Origin of the sequence: Tabrizicola sp. (assembly GCF_051645465.1) — a bacterium.
In the GTDB taxonomy this organism is placed as follows: domain Bacteria; phylum Pseudomonadota; class Alphaproteobacteria; order Rhodobacterales; family Rhodobacteraceae; genus Tabrizicola.
On the sequence record NZ_JBOFBI010000165.1, the window covers coordinates 13,142 to 31,925 of the forward strand.

General features: G+C 64.7%; 23 protein-coding genes and 1 pseudogene. 15 read left to right on the forward strand and 9 right to left on the reverse strand.

Annotated elements, in window-relative coordinates:
* Nucleotides 1-48 precede the first annotated feature (48 nt).
* Nucleotides 49-1,116 (reverse strand): dipeptidase, encoded by a 1,068-nt coding sequence (locus tag ACRCSW_RS10385; RefSeq protein WP_438704834.1) that lies wholly within the window; start codon nucleotides 1,114-1,116, stop codon nucleotides 49-51.
* A gap of 131 nt (nucleotides 1,117-1,247) precedes the next feature.
* On the opposite strand from ACRCSW_RS10385, the gene ACRCSW_RS10390 reads away from it, so the two are divergent.
* The 5 genes from ACRCSW_RS10390 (at nucleotide 1,248) to ACRCSW_RS10410 (ending at nucleotide 5,493) form a co-directional block, all read left to right on the forward strand.
* Nucleotides 1,248-1,619, forward strand: coding sequence for a hypothetical protein (locus ACRCSW_RS10390; protein ID WP_438704836.1), 372 nt, complete (start codon nucleotides 1,248-1,250; stop codon nucleotides 1,617-1,619).
* A gap of 110 nt (nucleotides 1,620-1,729) precedes the next feature.
* On the forward strand, nucleotides 1,730-3,103 hold the full coding sequence (locus tag ACRCSW_RS10395) for a PepSY-associated TM helix domain-containing protein (RefSeq protein WP_438704838.1): 1,374 nt from the start codon (nucleotides 1,730-1,732) through the stop codon (nucleotides 3,101-3,103).
* Between the two features lie 43 nt (nucleotides 3,104-3,146).
* Nucleotides 3,147-3,626 carry a copper chaperone PCu(A)C gene (locus ACRCSW_RS10400; RefSeq protein WP_438704839.1) on the forward strand — a complete coding sequence of 160 codons (480 nt, stop codon included), beginning with the start codon at nucleotides 3,147-3,149 and terminating at the stop codon, nucleotides 3,624-3,626.
* Nucleotides 3,627-3,707: 81 nt separating this feature from the next.
* A complete protein-coding gene (locus ACRCSW_RS10405) occupies nucleotides 3,708-4,202 on the forward strand; it encodes an SAM-dependent methyltransferase (RefSeq protein WP_438704841.1) in 495 nt (164 codons plus the stop codon).
* 73 nt (nucleotides 4,203-4,275) lie between these two features.
* Nucleotides 4,276-5,493, forward strand: coding sequence for an NAD(P)/FAD-dependent oxidoreductase (locus ACRCSW_RS10410; RefSeq protein WP_438704842.1), 1,218 nt, complete (start codon nucleotides 4,276-4,278; stop codon nucleotides 5,491-5,493).
* A 6-nt stretch (nucleotides 5,494-5,499) separates the two neighbouring features.
* Here ACRCSW_RS10410 and ACRCSW_RS10415 read toward each other — a convergent pair whose 3' ends face one another.
* The 4 genes from ACRCSW_RS10415 to ACRCSW_RS10430 form a co-directional block, all read right to left on the reverse strand.
* The gene (locus tag ACRCSW_RS10415) at nucleotides 5,500-5,655 is read right to left on the reverse strand and encodes a hypothetical protein (RefSeq protein ID WP_438704844.1); all 156 of its coding nucleotides are present in this window, start codon (nucleotides 5,653-5,655) and stop codon (nucleotides 5,500-5,502) included.
* 195 nt (nucleotides 5,656-5,850) lie between these two features.
* Complete coding sequence (gene metG, locus ACRCSW_RS10420; RefSeq protein WP_438704845.1) at nucleotides 5,851-7,569, reverse strand: methionine--tRNA ligase; 1,719 nt, start codon at nucleotides 7,567-7,569, stop codon at nucleotides 5,851-5,853.
* 104 nt (nucleotides 7,570-7,673) lie between these two features.
* Nucleotides 7,674-8,216: a cytochrome b gene (locus tag ACRCSW_RS10425; protein WP_438704846.1), complete on the reverse strand. Its 543-nt coding sequence runs from the start codon at nucleotides 8,214-8,216 to the stop codon at nucleotides 7,674-7,676.
* A gap of 2 nt (nucleotides 8,217-8,218) precedes the next feature.
* On the reverse strand, nucleotides 8,219-8,791 hold the full coding sequence (locus ACRCSW_RS10430) for a YceI family protein (RefSeq protein WP_438704848.1): 573 nt from the start codon (nucleotides 8,789-8,791) through the stop codon (nucleotides 8,219-8,221).
* Between the two features lie 428 nt (nucleotides 8,792-9,219).
* Here ACRCSW_RS10430 and ACRCSW_RS10435 point away from each other — a divergent pair, with 428 nt between their 5' ends.
* From ACRCSW_RS10435 to ACRCSW_RS10445, 3 genes are read left to right on the forward strand one after another with little or no spacing between them, the layout of a single operon-like run.
* Nucleotides 9,220-10,260 (forward strand): aldo/keto reductase, encoded by a 1,041-nt coding sequence (locus tag ACRCSW_RS10435; protein WP_438704849.1) that lies wholly within the window; start codon nucleotides 9,220-9,222, stop codon nucleotides 10,258-10,260.
* A gap of 57 nt (nucleotides 10,261-10,317) precedes the next feature.
* Complete coding sequence (locus tag ACRCSW_RS10440) at nucleotides 10,318-10,893, forward strand: hypothetical protein (protein ID WP_438704851.1); 576 nt, start codon at nucleotides 10,318-10,320, stop codon at nucleotides 10,891-10,893.
* Nucleotides 10,881-11,375 (forward strand): lipocalin family protein, encoded by a 495-nt coding sequence (locus tag ACRCSW_RS10445; RefSeq protein ID WP_438704852.1) that lies wholly within the window; start codon nucleotides 10,881-10,883, stop codon nucleotides 11,373-11,375. Before ACRCSW_RS10440 ends, ACRCSW_RS10445 begins: the two co-directional genes overlap by 13 nt.
* Here the strand turns inward: ACRCSW_RS10445 and ACRCSW_RS10450 are convergent.
* Entirely contained in the window at nucleotides 11,372-12,229 is an 858-nt protein-coding gene (locus ACRCSW_RS10450) for a helix-turn-helix domain-containing protein (protein WP_438704854.1), read from the reverse strand. The two genes, ACRCSW_RS10445 and ACRCSW_RS10450, sit on opposite strands and share 4 nt — an antisense overlap.
* A gap of 108 nt (nucleotides 12,230-12,337) precedes the next feature.
* On the opposite strand from ACRCSW_RS10450, the gene ACRCSW_RS10455 reads away from it, so the two are divergent.
* On the forward strand, nucleotides 12,338-13,252 hold the full coding sequence (locus tag ACRCSW_RS10455) for a fatty acid desaturase (protein WP_438704856.1): 915 nt from the start codon (nucleotides 12,338-12,340) through the stop codon (nucleotides 13,250-13,252).
* Nucleotides 13,253-13,285: 33 nt separating this feature from the next.
* On the opposite strand, the gene ACRCSW_RS10460 is transcribed toward ACRCSW_RS10455, so the two are convergent.
* Both ACRCSW_RS10460 and ACRCSW_RS10465 read right to left on the reverse strand, forming a co-directional pair.
* The gene (locus ACRCSW_RS10460; RefSeq protein ID WP_438704858.1) at nucleotides 13,286-13,894 is read right to left on the reverse strand and encodes an NUDIX hydrolase; all 609 of its coding nucleotides are present in this window, start codon (nucleotides 13,892-13,894) and stop codon (nucleotides 13,286-13,288) included.
* Nucleotides 13,887-14,300 carry a DUF983 domain-containing protein gene (locus ACRCSW_RS10465; RefSeq protein WP_438704860.1) on the reverse strand — a complete coding sequence of 138 codons (414 nt, stop codon included), beginning with the start codon at nucleotides 14,298-14,300 and terminating at the stop codon, nucleotides 13,887-13,889. The genes ACRCSW_RS10460 and ACRCSW_RS10465 overlap by 8 nt, the downstream gene beginning before the upstream one ends.
* A gap of 189 nt (nucleotides 14,301-14,489) precedes the next feature.
* Between ACRCSW_RS10465 and ACRCSW_RS10470 the strand changes: the two genes are divergently transcribed.
* From ACRCSW_RS10470 to ACRCSW_RS10485, 4 genes are read left to right on the forward strand one after another with little or no spacing between them, the layout of a single operon-like run.
* Nucleotides 14,490-14,984: an EF-hand domain-containing protein gene (locus tag ACRCSW_RS10470; protein WP_438704862.1), complete on the forward strand. Its 495-nt coding sequence runs from the start codon at nucleotides 14,490-14,492 to the stop codon at nucleotides 14,982-14,984.
* A 42-nt stretch (nucleotides 14,985-15,026) separates the two neighbouring features.
* Nucleotides 15,027-15,635, forward strand: a complete 609-nt coding sequence (locus ACRCSW_RS10475; RefSeq protein ID WP_438704864.1) for an RNA polymerase sigma factor — start codon at nucleotides 15,027-15,029, stop codon at nucleotides 15,633-15,635.
* On the forward strand, nucleotides 15,625-15,963 hold the full coding sequence (locus ACRCSW_RS10480; protein WP_438704866.1) for a dihydroorotate dehydrogenase: 339 nt from the start codon (nucleotides 15,625-15,627) through the stop codon (nucleotides 15,961-15,963). Before ACRCSW_RS10475 ends, ACRCSW_RS10480 begins: the two co-directional genes overlap by 11 nt.
* Before the next feature lie 4 nt (nucleotides 15,964-15,967).
* Nucleotides 15,968-16,465: a periplasmic heavy metal sensor gene (locus tag ACRCSW_RS10485; RefSeq protein WP_438704868.1), complete on the forward strand. Its 498-nt coding sequence runs from the start codon at nucleotides 15,968-15,970 to the stop codon at nucleotides 16,463-16,465.
* 90 nt (nucleotides 16,466-16,555) lie between these two features.
* Here the strand turns inward: ACRCSW_RS10485 and ACRCSW_RS10490 are convergent, their stop codons facing one another.
* Nucleotides 16,556-17,944 carry a diguanylate cyclase gene (locus ACRCSW_RS10490; RefSeq protein WP_438704870.1) on the reverse strand — a complete coding sequence of 463 codons (1,389 nt, stop codon included), beginning with the start codon at nucleotides 17,942-17,944 and terminating at the stop codon, nucleotides 16,556-16,558.
* A gap of 133 nt (nucleotides 17,945-18,077) precedes the next feature.
* On the opposite strand from ACRCSW_RS10490, the gene ACRCSW_RS10495 reads away from it, so the two are divergent.
* The gene (locus tag ACRCSW_RS10495; RefSeq protein WP_438704871.1) at nucleotides 18,078-18,356 is read left to right on the forward strand and encodes a DUF3572 domain-containing protein; all 279 of its coding nucleotides are present in this window, start codon (nucleotides 18,078-18,080) and stop codon (nucleotides 18,354-18,356) included.
* A gap of 19 nt (nucleotides 18,357-18,375) precedes the next feature.
* A pseudogene (locus ACRCSW_RS10500) lies at nucleotides 18,376-18,784 on the forward strand (HAD family hydrolase); the annotation flags it as partial.

The following is an 18,784-nucleotide window of genomic DNA, read 5'->3' on the forward strand; positions in this document are numbered from 1 at the left end:
TCGGAGGCAGCCCGCGAAGAGTGACGAAGTCATCGATGAGCAGCCCCCTTACGCCCCCCAGGTCCGCTCCAGCACGCGCAGCCAGTTGCCGTGGGCGATCTTCGCGATCAGTGCCTCGCCAAGGCCCATGTCACGCATGGTCTCAACCAGAACCGGTAGGCCGTCCACCCCGCCGATGTCCTTTGGCGTGGTAGCACCGTCGTAGTCCGAACCGATGCCGACATGATCTTCGCCCGCCGTCTTCAGCATGTGCTCGATGTGGCGCTTCACCGGGTCGAGGGTCATCTCGGGGCTTTCCCGGCCGTCGGGGCGCAGAAAACAGGTGGCAAGGTTCAGTCCGGCGATCCCGCCCGTCTCGGCAATCGCCTGCAACTGCCGGTCCGTCAGGTTGCGGCTGGAGGGGGTGATCGCATGGGCGTTCGAGTGGGTCGCGACCAGCGGCGCATCCGACAATTTTGCCACCTCCCAGAATCCCGCTTCGTTCAGGTGGCTAAGGTCGATCATGACCCGCAGCCGGTTGCATTCCCGCACCAGATCGCGGCCAGCGGGTGTAAGGCCCGGACCGGTATCGGGGGACGAGGGAAAACGGAACGGCACGCCATGGCCGAAAACCGTAGGGCGGCTCCAGACCGGCCCGAGGGATCGCAGACCCATGGCATGGAAGAGGTGGAGCGCGTCCAGGTCGGGGCCGATCGGCTCGGCGCCTTCAAAATGCAGGACGCCGGCGATCACGCCCTCGGCCATGGCCGCGCGGATCTCGCCCGCCGTCCGGCACCAGCGGAAGCGGCCCCCGGATGCGCGTTCCATCCAGAGAAGATGGCCCAGCATCTCCACCGCGACGGGCTGGGCGGCGGTGTGGCTGATCAGCTCAGGCAGCGGCAAGTCGTAGGGCGGGTTGTCCATCCGCCGCTCCAGCGCATGCAGATCGCCAATGTCGGGCGAGGGGATGTAGACGGCGAAGAAGCCCCCCGCAAAGCCCGCCGCCTGCATGCGCGGCAGGTCGAGATGCCCGGCACCTTCGCCATGCAGCCAAAGCCTTTCGCGCCCCGCGCCTGCAGCGGCGATTTTCAGGACGATGTCGTTGTGGCCATCGAAGACGGCGACGCGTTCGGGCATGGCGGGATCCGGGTGTTGGGGCAAAGTCGCGCAACTCTTTCGCTTTTGCGACCGGCCTGCAAGGTGGGCGATCTGTCGCAACGCCGAATGATGCGCCTGCGGTTGACGGTGGCACCAAGTTGGGCCATGCCATGCCTATGTGGATCAAGGCCCTCATCAGCCTGCTTCGACCGGTGCTCTTCAGCCTGCTCACCGTCGCGCTGATTGCGACCGGGTACGGCCATCGCATGCCAACCCCGCAGGATCAGGCACTGGCCCTCGCGCTTGCAAACGGCGCGACGATTGCCGACTTCTGCGGCGATGAGGCCGGAGGTGGCGCAAAGGGCGGGCTGCACTGCCTTGCCTGCCAGATAGCGGCGACCGCCAACCTCCCTTCTGCCCAACCGACCGTGGTCGCTTTGGAGCTCGCGTTCCACGCCGCCGTCATCGCCCCGCGCGAAAGCCGGGCGCTGCAGCGCGTTCTTGACCCCGCAAACTCCCCCCAGGGTCCGCCCGTCGCCTGACCGGCGGCGCTGCAACCGCCCCAGCGGGGCCTTCCTGCCTGACGCCGCCTTCCCCCGTGTCCCCGCAGCCAATTCGGCTGCATCCATTCACGCGACCCGAAGGCAAACCCATGTCGACCGAAACCACATCCCGGAACCGGCTCTATCTCGCCGCCTGGCGCTGGCACTTCTACGCCGGGCTCTACACCATTCCGTTCCTTGTCATGCTGGCCGCAACCGGCCTCGCGATGCTCTGGATCGCCGTCATCTCTGGCGTCAGCGACGAACGGATGACGATCCCCCGTGGTGACCAGCCGCTTCTGGTCAGCGGCCTCGTCGCGACAGCCGAGGCGACCGTCCCCGGCAGCACGGCGACCCAGTACATCGCCCCCCTTTCGCCCGACCACGTCGCCACGGTCGTTGTCGCGCAAGGCGACGCAAGCACGGGCGTCACGCTGAACCCCTACACCGGCGAGGTCCTGTCCAGCTTTCTTTGGCGCGCAGGTTGGTACGACCTCATGAACGACATCCACGGCACGCTTCTGATCGGCGACACCGGCGACTGGCTGATCGAGGCGGCGGCGAGCCTTGGGCTATTGCTCACCATCACCGGCATCTACCTCCACTGGCCCCGGAACGGCGCGGGCTGGGGCAAGTCGCTGACCCTTCAGACCGCCGCCAAAGGCCGCGCGTTCTGGAAATCGCTCCATGGCGCGGTGGGTCTTTGGATCAGCCTTCTCCTGGTGGTCTTCCTGATTTCGGGCCTCAGCTGGGCCGGTCTCTGGGGCGAGAGGTTCGTGCAGGCCTGGTCCACCTTCCCGGCCGACAAATGGGACGCGGTGCCCCTTTCCGACGCAACCCACGCCAGCATGAATCATGGTGCCGCCAAGGAGGTGCCCTGGACCCTGGAACAGACGCCGCTCCCGGAATCAGGCTCGCTTGCCGGGACTGCCGCCGTCACGGGCCCGGTCACCATCGACAGTGTTGCCGACTTCGCCGGAACGCTTGGCTTCGACCGCCGCTATCAGCTGAACCTGCCCAACGGCGACACCGGCGTCTGGACGATCAGCCATGACAGCATGTCAAACGACGGCCCGAACCCCGCCGCAGACCGGACGATCCACATTGACCAATACACCGGCAATGTACTGGCCGATGTCCGCTATGCCGACTACAGCGCCTATGCCAAAGCCATGGCCTGGGGCATTGCCTTCCACGAAGGCGATCTCGGGCTTTGGAACGTCGCGCTCAACACCGCGTTCTGTCTGGGCGTGATCCTGATGGCCGTCTCCGGCCTTGTGCTTTGGTGGAAACGCCGCCCGGCTGGCAACCGTCTTGGCGCGCCGCCCCGACCCGCCGACATCCCCTACGCCAAAGGCGCCCTTCTGATTACGCTCGCCCTGTCGCTCGCCTTTCCGATGCTCGGCCTCACGCTTCTGGCCGTGATCGTGCTGGACCTCGTGATCCTATCCACCATTCCACCGTTGAAGCGGCTGGTCAGCTGATCCGCCCCCGTACTAAAACGTCTCACCCGAAAGGACCATTCCAATGAACCGCATCCTCGCCCTTGCCGCAGCCATTCTCCTGGCCTTGCCCGCAATGGCGCACGAAATCACCGTGGGCGATCTGCAGATCGTCCACCCCTACATTCCCCAGCCAGCAGTATCGGCCAAGACCGCCGGGGGCTACATGGCGATCGTCAACAACGGGACCGAGCCTGACCGGCTGATCGGCGTGGAAAGCGACTTCGCAGCAAAGTCCATCGTGCACGAAAGCAAGGTCGACGCCGGTGGCATGGGCACGATGGAGCATGTCGAGGCCATCGAAATCCCGCCGGGCCAGACGGTCAACCTCGAGCAAGGCGGCTATCACGTGATGTTCATGGGGCTGACTGGCCCGCTGACCAAGGGCGAGATGCGCAAGGCCGTGCTGATTTTCGAAAAGGCCGGGCGGGTTGAAATCGAGTTCGAGATCGATCCGCCGACGGGGCAGGGCGGCCATGACCACGACAGTCATTCAGGCGGCTGACCTGCCACCCTCATCCGACTGAAGCCATTGCGCGCTTCGGCCGTTTTGGCAGAGAGTGGGTCGTCGGACCATGAGGCCCATATGTCGTTGCCCCCAACTGAGAAACGCCCGGGCGAGGTCGCGCTGTCGTTCGACCCCGCCCGCACGGCCGATGACGCAAGGCTTCGCTTCATCGGGCGCCTGCGAAGCCCCTGGTCCCGCGGACATTGCCCGAAGAACCTGCGCGAGGCGCGGGAAGTCGGCGGCACCTTCCGGATCGAGATTGACGAGTCGTTCCGACCGGGGCTTGCCGGGCTGGCGGTCGGGCAGCCGGTGATCTTGCTCTACTGGACCGGTTCTTCGCGTCGCGACCTGATCGTGCAAAGCCCCGCGCATCGTGACGGCCCGACCGGCGTCTTTGCCTTGCGCTCGCCCGCCCGACCGAATCCGATTGCCGTCGGCGTGGTGCGCATCCTGGCCATTGATCCGGTCACGGGCGTCCTGACTGTGGATGCACTTGATGCCTTCGACGGCACGCCGCTTCTGGACATCAAGCCCTGGCTGACCTCGGTCGACGTGCCACCTGCCCAGGGGTGAGCGCGCGCCCGCGATTTACGCTTTCGGTTGGGTAGGCTACACCCGCGGGAACAGGGGCAGGGCGACCAGAGACATGCAAAGCTTTACGGCGGAACCGAAGCACGACACCTATGACGTCGTGATCATCGGCGGGGCGATCATGGGATCGTCGACTGCGTGGTGGCTGATGCAGGACAAGGGCTTCAGGGGCCGCGTCCTGGTGCTGGAGCGCGACCCGTCCTATGCGCAGGCCGGTACGACCCACACCAATTCCTGCATCCGCCAGCAGTTCTCGACCGAGCTCAACATCAGGATTTCCCAGTTCGGGGCGGAGTTCGTGCAGAACCTGCGCGGCTTCATGGGGAACGACGACCGGGTGCCGGAACTTCACATCCAGAACTTCGGTTACATGTACCTGGCCGCGGATGAGGGCTTTGCCGAGGTCCTGCGCCGGAACCAGAAGATTCAAGCGGCGGCTGGTGCCGAGACCCGGCTGATGACGCCCGATCAGATCAAGGCCGCCTATCCGTTCTACGAAGTGGACGATCTGGTCCTTGGCTCGATCAACACCCACGACGAGGGCTACTTCGACGGCTCGACCGTCTTCGACTGGTTCCGCCGCAAGGCGCGCGAGGCCGGGGTGGAGTATGTGGCGGACGAGGTGGTGGGGATGACCCTTTCCCCCGCAGCCGACCGGGTGGTCTCGGTCGATCTGCGGTCGGGCCGTAGGATCGCCTGCGGGGCGGTGGTGAATGCGTCGGGTCCGCGGGGCGCAAAGACCGCCGCAATGGCGGGGATCAGCCTGCCCATCGAACCCCGGAAACGCTACACTTGGGTGATCCAGGCCAGGCACCCGCTGGACCGGCCCTTGCCCCTGACCATCGACCCCTCGGGCATCCACATGCGAGAGATCGGCGGCGGAACCTACATGATCGGGGGGCACGGCGATCCGGACCCCGCGGTGGATTTCGACGATTTCGCGATGGATCCCGAGATCTGGCAGGACAAGATCTGGCCCGCCATCGCCACCCGCATCCCGGCCTTCGAGGCCGTCAAGGTGATCAGCGAGTGGACGGGGCACTACGACTACAACACGCTCGACCAGAATGCGATCACAGGCCCGCACCCGCAGGTCGGCAACTTCCTGCTTCTGAACGGTTTCTCGGGCCACGGGTTGCAGCAGGCCCCGGCAATGGGGCGGGGCACGGCAGAGTGGATCGTCCATGGCGGCTACCGCACGCTGGACCTGTCGGCATTCCACTACGACCGGATCGCCGCCGGGCAACCGATCGTAGAGGGTGCGATTATCTGATTTTTGTCAGTCGGTTGCGAGCAGCTCTGTCGGCGACTGGACAGAGATCATGTCCTTCGGGGCGAAGACGAAGACCAGCACCCCCAGATAGACCAGAAGAAACAGGGCAACGGCTGCGTAAGTCTTTTTCGGGCGGGTTCGCGAAGGCAGAACATGTGACATTCGGGCTCTCCTGACGTGGCAGCGACTCGGGTCCGATCACGGGACATTACCACCTTGACACATGGTGTGGCTCCCCAAGTTTTGCGACTCGGCGGAATTTCTTCCTGCGATTGAGCCGGATCAGCAAAAAACCGCCCGTCATCGGGCGGTTTCTGCAAGTGCGAACGAAATCTGTTCTGCTCTGCGGCGGCAGCCTCAGGCCCGCACGCCCGAGAAACGGTTCTGCCAGTCGGCGCGCTCCTCGTCGGTGATCTTGCGGAAGAGGTTTTCCGGCACACTGAAGCCGTGGCCCGCGGGAAGGGTCCGCATCGCATCCGAAATGTCATGCGGCCAGGTCCAGTCATCCGACCCCATGGCCTTCATCATGGTGGCCGAGGCGTCCGGGATGAACGGGGCGGACAGGATCGCATAGACGCGGATCAGGTTCAGCGCGAGACGGACGATGGCCTGCGCCTGCTCGGGGTCGGTCTTGACCACCGACCAGGGGGCGGCCGACTGCAGGTATTCGTTGCCGATGACCCAGATCGCCCGAAGCTCGGCCGCGGCCTTGCGGACCTCCATCGCCTGCATCAGCGCGGTGTAGTCCGCGACCCGCGCACCAAGATCGGCGATGAGGCCGGTCTCAAGCGCACCGAACTCCCCACCCCCAGGCACCGTATCGCCGAACTTCGAGACGGCGAATTTGGTGACCCGGCTCACAAGATTGCCCAATACATCCGCCAGGTCCTTGTTCACCGAGGTCTGGAAATTCTCCCAGGTGAATTCGCTGTCTGAACTCTCGGGGGCGTGCGACAGAAGCCACCAGCGCCAGTAGTCGGCCGGCAGGATCGACAGCGCCTGGTCCATGAAGACGCCGCGCCCCTGCGACGTGGAAAACTGGCCGCCGTCATAGTTGAGGTAGTTGAAGGACTTCAGATAATCGACAAGCTTCCATGGCTCGCCCGACCCCAGGATCGTGGCGGGGAAGGAAAGCGTGTGGAAGGGCACGTTGTCCTTGCCCATGAATTGCACATATCGAACATCATTGGCACCTTTGTCGGTCCGCCACCAGCGCTCCCATGCACTATCCTCATATCCGTTGGCATCGGCCCACTCGGCGGTGGCGGCGATGTATTCGATGGGCGCATCGAACCAGACGTAGAAGACCTTGCCCTCCATCCCCGGCCAGGTCTGGTCGCCCTTCTTCACCGGAATGCCCCAGTGCAGGTCGCGGGTGATGCCCCGGTCCTGCAGCCCGTCGCCGTCGTTCAACCATTTCTTGGCGATCGACGTGGTCAGGATCGGCCATTCGGTCTTGCTGTCGATCCAGGCCTCCAGCTTGTCCCGCAAAGCGCGCTGCTTGAGGTAAAGGTGCTTGGTTTCCCGCACCTCAAGGTTCGTCGAGCCACTTATCGACGAGCGGGGGTTGATCAGGTCGGTCGGGTCAAGCTGCTTGGTGCAGTTCTCGCACTGATCGCCCCGCGCCGCCTCATAACCGCAGTTCGGGCAGGTCCCGGTGATGTAGCGATCCGGCAGGAAGCGGCCGTCGTCGATGGAATAGACCTGCTTTTCGCTGACCTCGGCAATCAGGCCGTTCTCGTCCAGTTTCCCGGCGAAATGCTGAGTCAGGCGGTGGTTCCGCTGGCTGGAGGACCGTCCGAAATGGTCGAACGACAGGCGGAACCCAGCGGCAAGGTCTTTCTGCACCTGATGCATCTCGGCGCAGTACTCCTCGACCGGCTTCCCGGCCTTGGCGGCGGCAAGCTCGGCGGGTGTCCCGTGCTCGTCGGTGGCGCAGATGAACATCACCTCATGCCCCATCGCACGGTTGAAGCGGGCGAAGAGGTCGGCGGGCAGCTGCGAGCCCACCAGGTTGCCCAGGTGCTTGATACCGTTGATGTAGGGAATGGCGGAGGTGATCAGAATCCGTGCCATGCGCGTGCCTTGAACAGTAAATCAGCGCTTCCTTAACCCATGCTTTTGCAAAGGGCCAGCGGCAGGGACATCAACGAATTTTCGTCGAAAATTCGATATGGCGTTCAGGCCCGGCCGCGGAGCATCCTGGTCAACGTGCCATCTCCCCCCATCTCGCGCCGCAACGCTGCAAGGATGTGCACAATGACCATCCCGAGCAGCGTCTTGGCAAAGATCTCGTGCAGGATGAACCAGACGAATTCGGCCCTTTCACTGGGCTGAACCAGCGGCGGTACGACGAAGGTCTCGGCGAAAACCGTGTCGATCCCGCTGGCCGAAGACCCGGCCCAGCCGCTGATCGGGACGGCGATCATCAGGCCGTAAAGCGTCCAGTGCCAGGTTTTGACGAACAGCCGCATCCGCCCCGGCGGGCCGATCGGGGCGGGTGGGCGAGAGGCGAGATGCCAAAGGATGCGAAGGACGACCAGCGCCAGAAGCGTGAGGCCCAGCGTCTTGTGCAGCCCGTAAAGCCAGAGGTTCGACAGGCCCGGCTCCATCGACGAAATCCGTAGGCCAAGAGCCAGCATGACCAGGATCAGGATCGCCATGACCCAGTGCATCACCCGGGTGACAAGGCCGAACTCGTCTGGTCCGTTGCGCAGCGCCATCTTCAGCCTTTTGCGTTGATCCGGGCGGTGATGATGATCCGCACCTCGTCGCCGACCATATCAGACCAGCCGGTCGCGCCAAAATCGCTGCGGTTGACTCGGCCGGTCATCTGGACGGTCAGCTGGCTGAAGTCGTTCGCGTCGCTCCCGCTTGGCCGCGAAATGCGGGCCTTGAGGGTCACGCGCTTCGTCACGCCACGGATCGTGAGGTTCCCCGTGATATCCGCCCCTTCGCCCGCGCGCTTGACCGAGGTGCTCTCGAAGGTCATCCGGGGATGTTCCGCGGCGTTCAGAACCTTCGGCCCCTTCAGGGCCTGCGCGGCGAAAGGAAAACTGGCCTTCGCGCCGCTGACGTCCAGCACGACGTCAACGGTGCAGTTTTTCACGTTGTCGAAATCGAGGCGAAGGTCCGCCACCTCCAGCGGGATCGATCCGGTGATCAGGTCGGGGCCGAAATCGGTCTCGAAGGCCACGGTCGAAGCCGACGGGTCAAGCTGATAGTCTATTGCGGCAGCCTGGGCCGCCGGACCTGCCGCCAGCGCGGCAAGCAGGGCAAGGATGATGGGTCGGGGCATGGCATGGCCTTTCGGTTGAAACCTATCTGGACAGGGACGGTTCACGAAAGCAACCGCCTTGGCGAACCCTCCAGCTGCTGTCTTTCCAACGCCTGACATCGACGGTTTATTCACGGCCTTCGTCGTTTTGTTTCGGCCAGCCCCTGGCTCAGCTCGATTCGCCTGATGTGGTTAACGGCCCAAAACCAAGACGTGCGTAGAGACGGAAGGAAGACAAAAGGAAGATCATTAGCCCGTTCGAAAAGTGCAAGGATTAATCAAGCGTTCTCAAGCACTTGAGGGGTGTTGCGGCGTCGCTGTCGTGTCCCCCGCACAATATGTGGTTCATCTTTCATAAACCTCGCTGAACGCGCCCGAAAGAAGTGTCGGCTTCACCCTTGGCGTACCGGGCGTTCCGGCCTAGCCTGCTGCAAAGCACCGGAGGCGAGATGAAGACCCTGACCCTCGGCAAGACCGGCCTGACCGTTTCCGAAATCTGCCTTGGAACGATGACCTGGGGCACTCAGAACACAGAAGACGAAGGCCACGCCCAGGCGGATATGGCCGTCGACGAGGGCGTGACCTTCTGGGATACCGCCGAGATGTACCCGACCAATCCCGTGCGGGCGGAAACGGTTGGAAACACTGAGAAAATCATCGGCAACTGGCTCGCCAGCCGCGGTGGACGCGACCGGCTCCAGATCGCGACCAAGGTCGCTGGGAAAGGGCAGATCATCCGGCCCGGAGAGCCAGTTACCGGCAAGACGATGCGTGCGGCGCTGGAAGGCAGCCTGCGGCGGTTGCAGACGGATTACGTCGACCTTTACCAGATCCATTGGCCCAACCGGGGCAGCTATCACTTCCGCCAGGCCTGGCGCTACGCCCCAACGGGGACCGACAAGGCCGCCGAGACGGCGCACATGACGGACGTGTTGACCACCGCGCAAGCGCTTATGAAAGAAGGAAAAATCCGGGCGATCGGGTTGTCGAACGAAAGCGTCTGGGGTGCCGCTCGCTGGCTGCACCTGGCCGATACGATGGGCCTACCGCGCATGGGGACGGTGCAGAACGAATACAGCCTCCTCTGCCGTCAGTTCGATACCGACTGGGCCGAGTTCAGCCTGATCGAGGACATGCCGCTACTCGCGTTTTCCCCGCTTGCCGTTGGCCTTCTGTCCGGGAAGTACGCCGGCGACGTGACGCCCGAAGGCACCCGGCGGGTGCACACACCCGATCTGGGCGGGCGGATCACGCCGCAGGTTTTCCCCGCGGTCGCGGCTTATCTGGGCATCGCCGCGCGGCACGGGCTTGACCCCTGCCAGATGGCCATCGCCTTTTGCAGAGGCCGCCCGTTCCGCACCATCCCGATCATCGGCGCGACAACGCTGGACCAGCTTCGTACCAATATTGGTGCTGCGTCGGTCACGCTGTCACAAGATGTGCTGGACGATATAGCGGAAACCCACCGGGTCTTCCCCGCGCCCTACTGACGGGACTTGCGGCGGGGGGCGGATCAAGGCACTTGTTGGCGCGAACCGGAGTGCCCGATGCGCCGTCCAATCCGTCTTGCCGTTCTCGTCTGTTTCGCGGGTCTTCTTGGGGCCTGCCAGCTTGCCCCGCAGGGCAACCGACCGGGCCAGTCGGAAGACGGCGTCACGCCAAATGCCGTAACCGGGGGCGAGATCGAGGTTACGGCGCTGGACGCCCCTCCGGACGACGCCGCGGCGGCTCCGACGAGCCCCGCCGCGAAGCCCGCCGGTACCGACACCGCCGCGCCACAGGCCGCCCCGACAGCACCCGGCGCAGAGGCAGAGCCAGCCGTTGCAGAAGCGGAACCCGCGCCCGCACCGGAGGCTGAAGTCGAGGAAGTTCCGGCGGTTGTGAAGTCGGAACTGCAGCTCGCCTGCGAAAAGAAGAAGGGCAAATGGGCAAAGGTCGGAAAGGCAAACTCGCGCGCCTGCGTCTTCACAACGCGCGACTCGGGCAAGCGCTGCGAGCGGGAAAGCCAGTGCGAAGGCGTTTGCCTTGCCCGATCCGGCACCTGCTCACCGATCAAGCCGCTTTATGGATGCAATGAAATTCTTCAGGACGATGGCCGACGGGTGACCCTGTGCCTCGAATAGCCCTGCTTGCGCTTCTGACCCTTGCGGCCTGTGCGGCCGTGCCCTCAAAGACGGCGGTTTTCCGGGAATCGGGAGCAGAAATCTGGTCGGCCGCTGCTTTCCAGCCGATGGAGATCGCTGGGAAATGGCGGCAGGCGGCGGCGTTCCAGTCTTCCGATGGCTCCTGCTCCTCTGGTCAGGTCGAGTTTCAGCCAGCGAATGGCGGCCTGCAGGTGGCGGGCACGCTTTGCCTCGACGGCGTTGCACAAAACGTCTCCGGACTTGCCACCGCCGCCGGTCCGGGGCGCCTGCGGGTCAACGGGCAGGAGGATTGGTGGATCCTCTGGGTCGACAGCGGCTACCGGACGCTGGCCATCGGGACGCCCTCGGGCGGGTTCGGTTTTGTCCTGGACCGGGGGGCGATCCCCGCGGACAGGCTGGCAGCGGTGCGGGAGATCTTCGACTTCAACGGTTACGCGACCGGTGCGCTGCGCGCGTTCTAACGCACCCGGTCGCACAGCCCTTGAAGATGCCCGACCATGTCGCGCGCGCCGATCTCTGCCTCGCGGACTAGAAAATCGAAATGCTGGGTGATGGTCTCGACCCGCGCAGTGTCGCGGAAGGCCAGGTAGTGGCGCCCGAGGTAGATCACCGCCAGCAGCGGGCCAAAGATCGTAACCGGGGCCGAGAACAGTTTGCGCGCGTCGAAGAGGCAAAGCCTGAGCGAGGGGTAGAGCTGTTCGCAAAGCACGATGAGATGGCGAAGCTGGGCGAGGCGGGTCTCGGCCGAAAGCCCTTCGTAGTAGCCGCCAGCCGTGGCGAAGGCGGCAAGTTCATGCATCGGCAGCGCGATTTCGTAGTCCGACCCGGCCGCACGCATCCATTTCAGCCGGTCCTCGAAAGCCCCGATCGCCTGTTCGGAGGTCCGCCCAAGCTGCGGCTCGTATTCCCATTCCACCACCGCCCTCGTCTTCAGCATATCCGGCAAAGTCGCGGGGACATGCCGGATCTTGTAACCCGCCGCTTCCTGATGCCAGGCGAAGATGCGTTCGTCGATCAGGGCGCGGGGGGCTTCGGTCAGCGACAATGACGCGGCCAGAAGATCGGCAATCGGCTCTGGCCGTCCCGACAGGCCCAGAAGCCAGTCTGCGCTGATCCCCAAGGCCCGCGCGCAGTCCGCGGCAAGCTGTGCATTCGGTAGCCGCGTCCCGGGCTGCAGCAGCGCCGAGATCGTCGATCGGTCAACCCCGGCCTGCCGCGCGAGTTCGGCCTGGCTGACCTTCCGGCTGGCCATCGCTTCGGCCAGACGGGCGCGGAACACCGGCGCGCGGTCGCGTTTGTCGATTTTATCCATCACTTGTCGCTTTTACAGAACCAGAGCGGGATTAAGTTTACAATATCCCGAATTCACGGCAGATGCCGGTTTTGATACCGTCACATAGAAGTTACCTTATCGGGCATCACCTTGCAGACCGAAACCCGGGCCATCGAATGGCCGACGCTGATCGTCTTCATCGGAACCTACGCGCTTTGGGCGCTGGCGACCACCGTCCTCTGGACCGTCTCTCCCATCCTTGCCATCGTTGTCGCTGCGCTTGCCATCGGGCAGTACTCCTCGCTTACCCATGAGGTCCTGCACGGCCACCCTCTGACGTCGCAGTGGTGGTCAGAGGCGCTGGTCTTCCCCGGCCTCACGGTCTACGTGCCCTATCTGCGGTTCAAGGACCTGCATCTTCAGCACCACTACGACCCAACGCTGACCGACCCCTACGACGACCCGGAGTCGAATTACCTGGACCCCGCGATCTGGGAGAAGTTCTCAACGCCCATGAAAGCCGTCTTGCGGTTCAACAATACACTGCTCGGACGGATGCTTGTCGGGCCCGCGATCTCTGCCTGGGCACTTCTGAAGGGCGACGTCATTGCCATCCGCAGGGGCGACCGGCGTGTAGCGCTGGCGTGGGCACTGCATCTTCCGGGTGTGGCGCTGGTTCTGCTTTGGTTGCTGACGGTCGGCTCAATGCCCGTCTGGGCCTACCTGATTGCCGCCTATCTGGGGTGGAGCCTTCTGAAGATCCGCACCTATCTTGAGCACCGTGCGCACGAAACGGCGCGGGCGCGGACCGTGATCATCGAAAGCCGGGGGCCGTTGTCTTTTCTGTTCCTGAACAACAACTTCCATTCCGTGCACCACATGCACCCGACCATCCCCTGGTACAAGCTTCCAGCGTTGTATTTCTCGCGGCGGGATCAGTACCAGGCGCGGAACGAGGCTTACGTCTATCGCAACTATACGGAAATCTTCCGCCAGTACCTCTTCAAGGCGAAGGACCCGGTGCCGCATCCGACATGGCCGGTGCAGAAGACGCCTGCCGAGTAGCGCCGTTCGGTCGAACCTAAGGCCGTTGACGCATCAGACGATCCGGCGGAATTGCGGGGTCGAGGTCGAGTTGTCGAAGAACGGCACGCCGGGCTGGTCCCCGCCCGCCACCAATGCTGCGACTTCGGCCAGAACGACCTCGGTTATGAAGGGCAGGTCCAGCGCGCGCGCGTCGGGCAAGGACAGCCAGCGCAGGTGCTGAAGCTCGCCCGAAGCGGCGGCAAAATCCTCGGCATCGCCGGTAAGCCGGGTGGCATCGCCCAGCAGGAAACGCGCATCGAAGCGGCGGGTCTTGCCGGGCGGTGTAATCGCGCGGAACATGAAGCGAAGCGCCGGGCTGTCCGCCGGGGCAAGCTTCAGGCCGGTTTCTTCGGTCAACTCCCGCAGGGCCGCGGCGACCAGAACGTCCGGCTTGGGTGCGCCCGCTGGGACCAACTCGCCCAAACGCCGGCTGCAGTCTGTTGCCAGGTAGCCCGCCTGGGCGTTCAGATGGTCGGCAGGATCGACGCCGCCGCCGGGGAAGACGAACTTCGATGGCATGAACACCGCGCCGGCGCCGCGCTGGCCCATCAGGACTTCGGCGCCGACCGGGCCATCCCGCCACAGGACGACCGTGGCCGCCGGGCGGATCGGTTCATCCATGCGGGGCAGGTCCGAAACCATGCATCCGCTTGGCCCATTGGAACGCAACGAGCGCCCCCTTGAGCCTGGGGAGGAGATAGAGCGAGAGCGCTGCGGTGCCGACACTGAAACCCACCGCCATCACTAGGGGTTCGGGCCGGAACGTGGTGTAGGTGTAAAGGAGGATCGGCGCCATAAGATGCCCGACGATCAGGATGGTAAGATAGGCCGGTCCGTCGTCCGCGCGCTGATGGTGCAGTTCCTCACCGCAGGCCGGGCAGGCATCGCGCACTTTCAGATAGCTCTGCAGCATCCGCCCGGCACCGCAGTTGGGGCAACGCCGCCGCCAGCCGCGCAGGAGGGCGGGCTTGACCGGGCGATCCTCGGGGTCATGGGTCAGGCTTTTGGGGCTCTCTGCAATGCTCATCGCGATGGTCCTGACGTCTGGCCCCACGTCGTGTCGGGGGTCCGTGCGGACCATACTCGGGTCCTGGGCGGCTTCACAGGGGAAACACCGCAGTGTGAAGAGATGTCGCAAGATCGCCAGACGGAAACCCGCAGCCTCGGCGTGAGACAGGGCAGATGGGTCGAATAAGCGGCCCCGATACAGGAGAAGATGATGTCTGCAATAATGAAGACCGCCGTGGTTGCCCTAGCGCTGTCGGGCGCTGTGTTCGCGTCAGTGGCGTTGGCGGAAAAAGGCCCCGGCGGCTCCGGCGGCCGTGGTGCGATGCTTCTTGAGCAGTTCGACGCTATGGACACGGACAAGGACGGGAAGCTCAGCCTGGCCGAGCTTGAGGCCCATCGGAAGGCCGAGTTTACCGCAGCCGACACCAACGGCGATGGTGCACTAAGCGCCGAGGAGCTCGCTGCCCGCCAGTTGGCCAAGTTTAGCGAGACGCTCGCCGACCGCACGGCCCGGATGATCGACAACATGGACAATGACGGCAACGGCACCATCAGCGAAGACGAGATCGGGGAAGGCCCCGGCGAGCGCAACTTTGCGCGGCTCGATACCGACAACGACGGCGCAATCTCGAAGGAAGAGGCCGAAGCTGCACTGAACAAGGGCCGGAAGCGCGGTCAACGCGGCGAAGACGGCAACAACTGATCCTTTGCCCGGAAGGCGCGCAGGCGTTAGACCAATTGCAGGATGAAGATGGCCTTCGATGCTGGCGATGAACCCTCGGATGAGGCGCTGATGGTGCTCTATGCCAATGGAGACCGGCATGCGGCGCTGGCCTTGACCCAGCGCGTCACGCCCCGTGTGCTGGCCTATGCTTCGCGGCTTCTGTCGGGCGACCGGGCCGAGGCCGAAGACGTGGCGCAGGAGACCATGCTCCGGCTCTGGCGCATCGCGCCCGAGTGGCGACAAGGCGAGACGAAGGTGACGACCTGGGCCTACCGGGTCGCCACCAATCTTTGCATCGACCGCCAGCGCGCGAAGGCCAGGAAACGCCAGCTTGCGCTGGACGACGCGCCCGAGGTGGCGGATGGCGGGCCAGGGGCCGAGGGGCGGCTGCAGGACGCAGACCGGATGGCCGCGCTGGGGGCCGCGCTGGCCACGCTTCCTGACCGGCAGCGGCAGGCGGTGGTGCTGCGGCACCTGGAAGGGATGACGAACCCCGAGATTGCGACGATCATGGAGATCGGGGTCGAAGCGGTGGAAAGCCTGATCGCACGCGGCAAACGCGCGCTGGCGGCACGTCTTGCGGGCCGGAAAGAGGCCCTGGGCTATGAGGATGACCGGGATGAAGGATGACGATCTTGACCGCCTGCTGGCGGCGGCCGCGAGGGAGGCTCCAACGCCCTCTCCGGCGCTGATGGACCGGGTGCTCGCCGACGCGATTGCCTTGCAGCCGCAGGCTTCCGCGCCGCGCCCTGCATCGGTTTCACCAAAGGCTGGCGTGATCGCACGTCTTGCGGCGGCCTTCGGGGGGCCGCCCGCCCTTGCCGGGCTTTGCTCGGCGGCGATCCTTGGGGTGGCGGTGGGCTATCTCAGCCCGACAACGTTTGACTACCTGACGGGGACGACGGCCGACACGGCCGAGTTCTTTCCTGCAGAAGACTTCCTGACGACCGAAGGCTGATAGAATGACCGAAAACCCCGCACCGCCGCCGACAGCCCCAGTCCCGCCAGCGCCCGCCTCACGAGGGCTGAAGATCGCGTTCGCGCTTTCTTTAGCGCTGAACCTTGCCGTCGCGGGGCTTGCCGTTGGCGCCTGGCTGAGCGTGGGACCGCAGCGCGGCATGCCGCGCGACCTGTCCTTTGGTCCGTTCAGCGCCGCCTTCAGTGATGAGGACCGCCGCGCCCTGCGCCGGGGGCTTGCAGAACACGCGGGCGAGTTCCGCCAAGACCGCGAGGCGGCGAGGGCTGAATTCGAGACGCTCGTTGCCACGCTGCGGGCCGAACCGTTTGATGCCGAGGCGGCGAAGACGGCCCTTGCAACGATCGAAGCCCGCTATGCCGAGCGGCTGACACTTGGCCGCAGCCTGATCGAAGCCCGCATCCTGGAGATGTCGCCCGCCGATCGCGCGGCCTTTGCCGACCGGCTGGAGAACGGCATGCAGCGCAAGGGCGGGAAGGACTAGGATCAGAGCAAACGCTGCGGGTAGGGACCATCGGTCTCATGTGCCGCCAATCCCGGGGCAAAAGCCGACTATGCCGCGTGCAGACGGCCTTTACGCCGCATTCATCCGGTAGGTCACCTGGTTCCGGCCCGCGCCCTTTGATGCCAGAAGCGCGAGGTCGGCCTGCTTCACGATTCCGTCGTTCTCGGTCGTCGCTTCACCGGCAGGCCCGGACACCGCAACCCCGATCGAGACGGTGACCCGAAGCAGCTCGCCCGACGGAAGCCTGATCGGCTGGATGTCCATCGACTGACAGATCCGTTCCGCCACCCGGCGTGCAACGGCAATGTCGCTTCTGGGCAGGATCGCCAGAAACTCTTCGCCCCCGATCCGCGCCAGCACATCGCTTTCCCGAAGGTTTGCCGTCAGCCGCCGAGCGACTTCGATCAACACCTGGTCGCCTGCCGCATGGCCATAGTGGTCGTTCACCTGCTTGAACCGGTCGAGGTCCATCACCATCACGGCGAACTGAGTGCCGTCGTCGTGCGACCGTTTGGCCACTGCGGTCAGTTGCGGGGCGGCATAGCGGCGGTTGTAAAGCCCCGTCAGCGGATCGAGCATCGCCAGACGCAGGCCATCCTGCATCCGCGCGCGCCGCCGGTCGCCGTGCCGCTTGCGCCGAAGAAGGCCGCGGGTCCGCAGAGCCAGCTCTTCGACTGTCACGTAGCGCGCGACGGCGTCATCCGCCCCCAGATCAAAGGCCATGGCCGCGTCGTCCCCTTCGCCCGCAGGCCCGACTACGCAGACTGCGGCATGGCGTGTCGCCTGGTGGCTTTTCAGTTCGGACAACAGCCGCAGCGTGCCGGCGGGGTTCCCGCCATCATCGTGGACGATGAAGACCTCAGGAAGATTGCAGCTGTTATTCTCGGCTGAAATCTCGGCCAACGCGTCCCGGCGCGAAAGGACGACCAGGCGGTCGCGCAGCTGACCGGCCAACGCATCCCGCAGAGAGTTGGCGGGTGTGGACTTTACCGAAACCACTGCAATGGTCCCCTGGGGCTCGAACGGGGCGGGGGGGTCGGCAAGGCCGGCCATCGCCAGCTCTCCAGATGCGGGGAATTCGATCTCGGCCTTTACGCGCAAGAGGTTGCGGAGCCTGGCAAGCAGCACGCGTTCGTTCGCGGGGCGGTTCATCACATCGTCGGCCCCGGCTGCGAAGGCGGCCAGGCGTTCACTGCTTTCCCCCGTCGCGGTCAGCGCAATCACCGGAATCTCGCGCGTGGCCGGGTCGCTGCGCAGGTCCCGCAGGACATCAAGGCCCGGTCTGTCCGGCAATCCCAGATCAAGAAGCACCAGATCCGGCCTCGCTTCCCGCGCCACCGACAGGCAGGTTGCGCCATCCGTGGCAAGCAGCGGTTCATAGAAGGCTGCGGCAAGCCTTGCCTGCTGGACGATCCGGTTCGCCGCCACGTCGTCAACGATGAGGATCCGTGCGCTCATCTTCCGGTGCCGTTTACCTATTCCGCCGTATGTCGTGTAGTCTGGCGCCGAGAAGGTTAAGAAATCCTTTCTGTTTGCTTCGCAGTAATCATATTTCTGCAAGTGGGTGTGGGCGCATCGGGAGTGTCGCAGAATGCAACAGGATGCGGCACAAGTGCTGGCACTGCAGGCTTTGGCCTGGATTGCCTCGGAAGACGAGGTTTTCCCTGCCTTCCTTGGCGCAACCGGGGCAAGCCTTTCGGATTTGCGCGGAAGGGCCTCGGACCCGGACTTCCTTGCCGCGGTTCTCGACTTCCTTCTGATGGATGACCGATGGGTGGTTGCTTTCTGCGACCACCATGGTCATCCCTACACCGCGCCTCAGCTGGCACGCGCGGCACTGCCGGGTGGCGCGATGACGAACTGGACATGATGCAAGGACCGGACCGCCAATGATCGATGGCCTTCTCTTCGACAAGGACGGAACGCTCTTCGATTTCCGTCTCAGCTGGGGTCGCTGGGCGGCGGGGTTCCTGACGCGGATCGCCGAGGACTCATCCCACGCTGACCGGCTTGGCCGGGCCATCGGCTTCGATCTCGAAACAGGCTCGTTTTCTCCGGACAGTCCGGTGATTGCGGCCACCGCCGCCGACATCGCTGCAGCCTTGGCACCAGAATTGCCGGGGGTGACCGTCGCCGAGCTGACCGAGCGGATCGATGACAGCGCGGGCCACGCGCCGATGACCGAGGTTGTGCCGCTCCGGTCGCTCTTGTCTGGCCTGCGCGCGCGGGGGCGGCGGCGGGGGGTGGCGACGAACGACTCAGAGGCCCCCGCGCGGCAGCACCTTGCGACCCATGGGA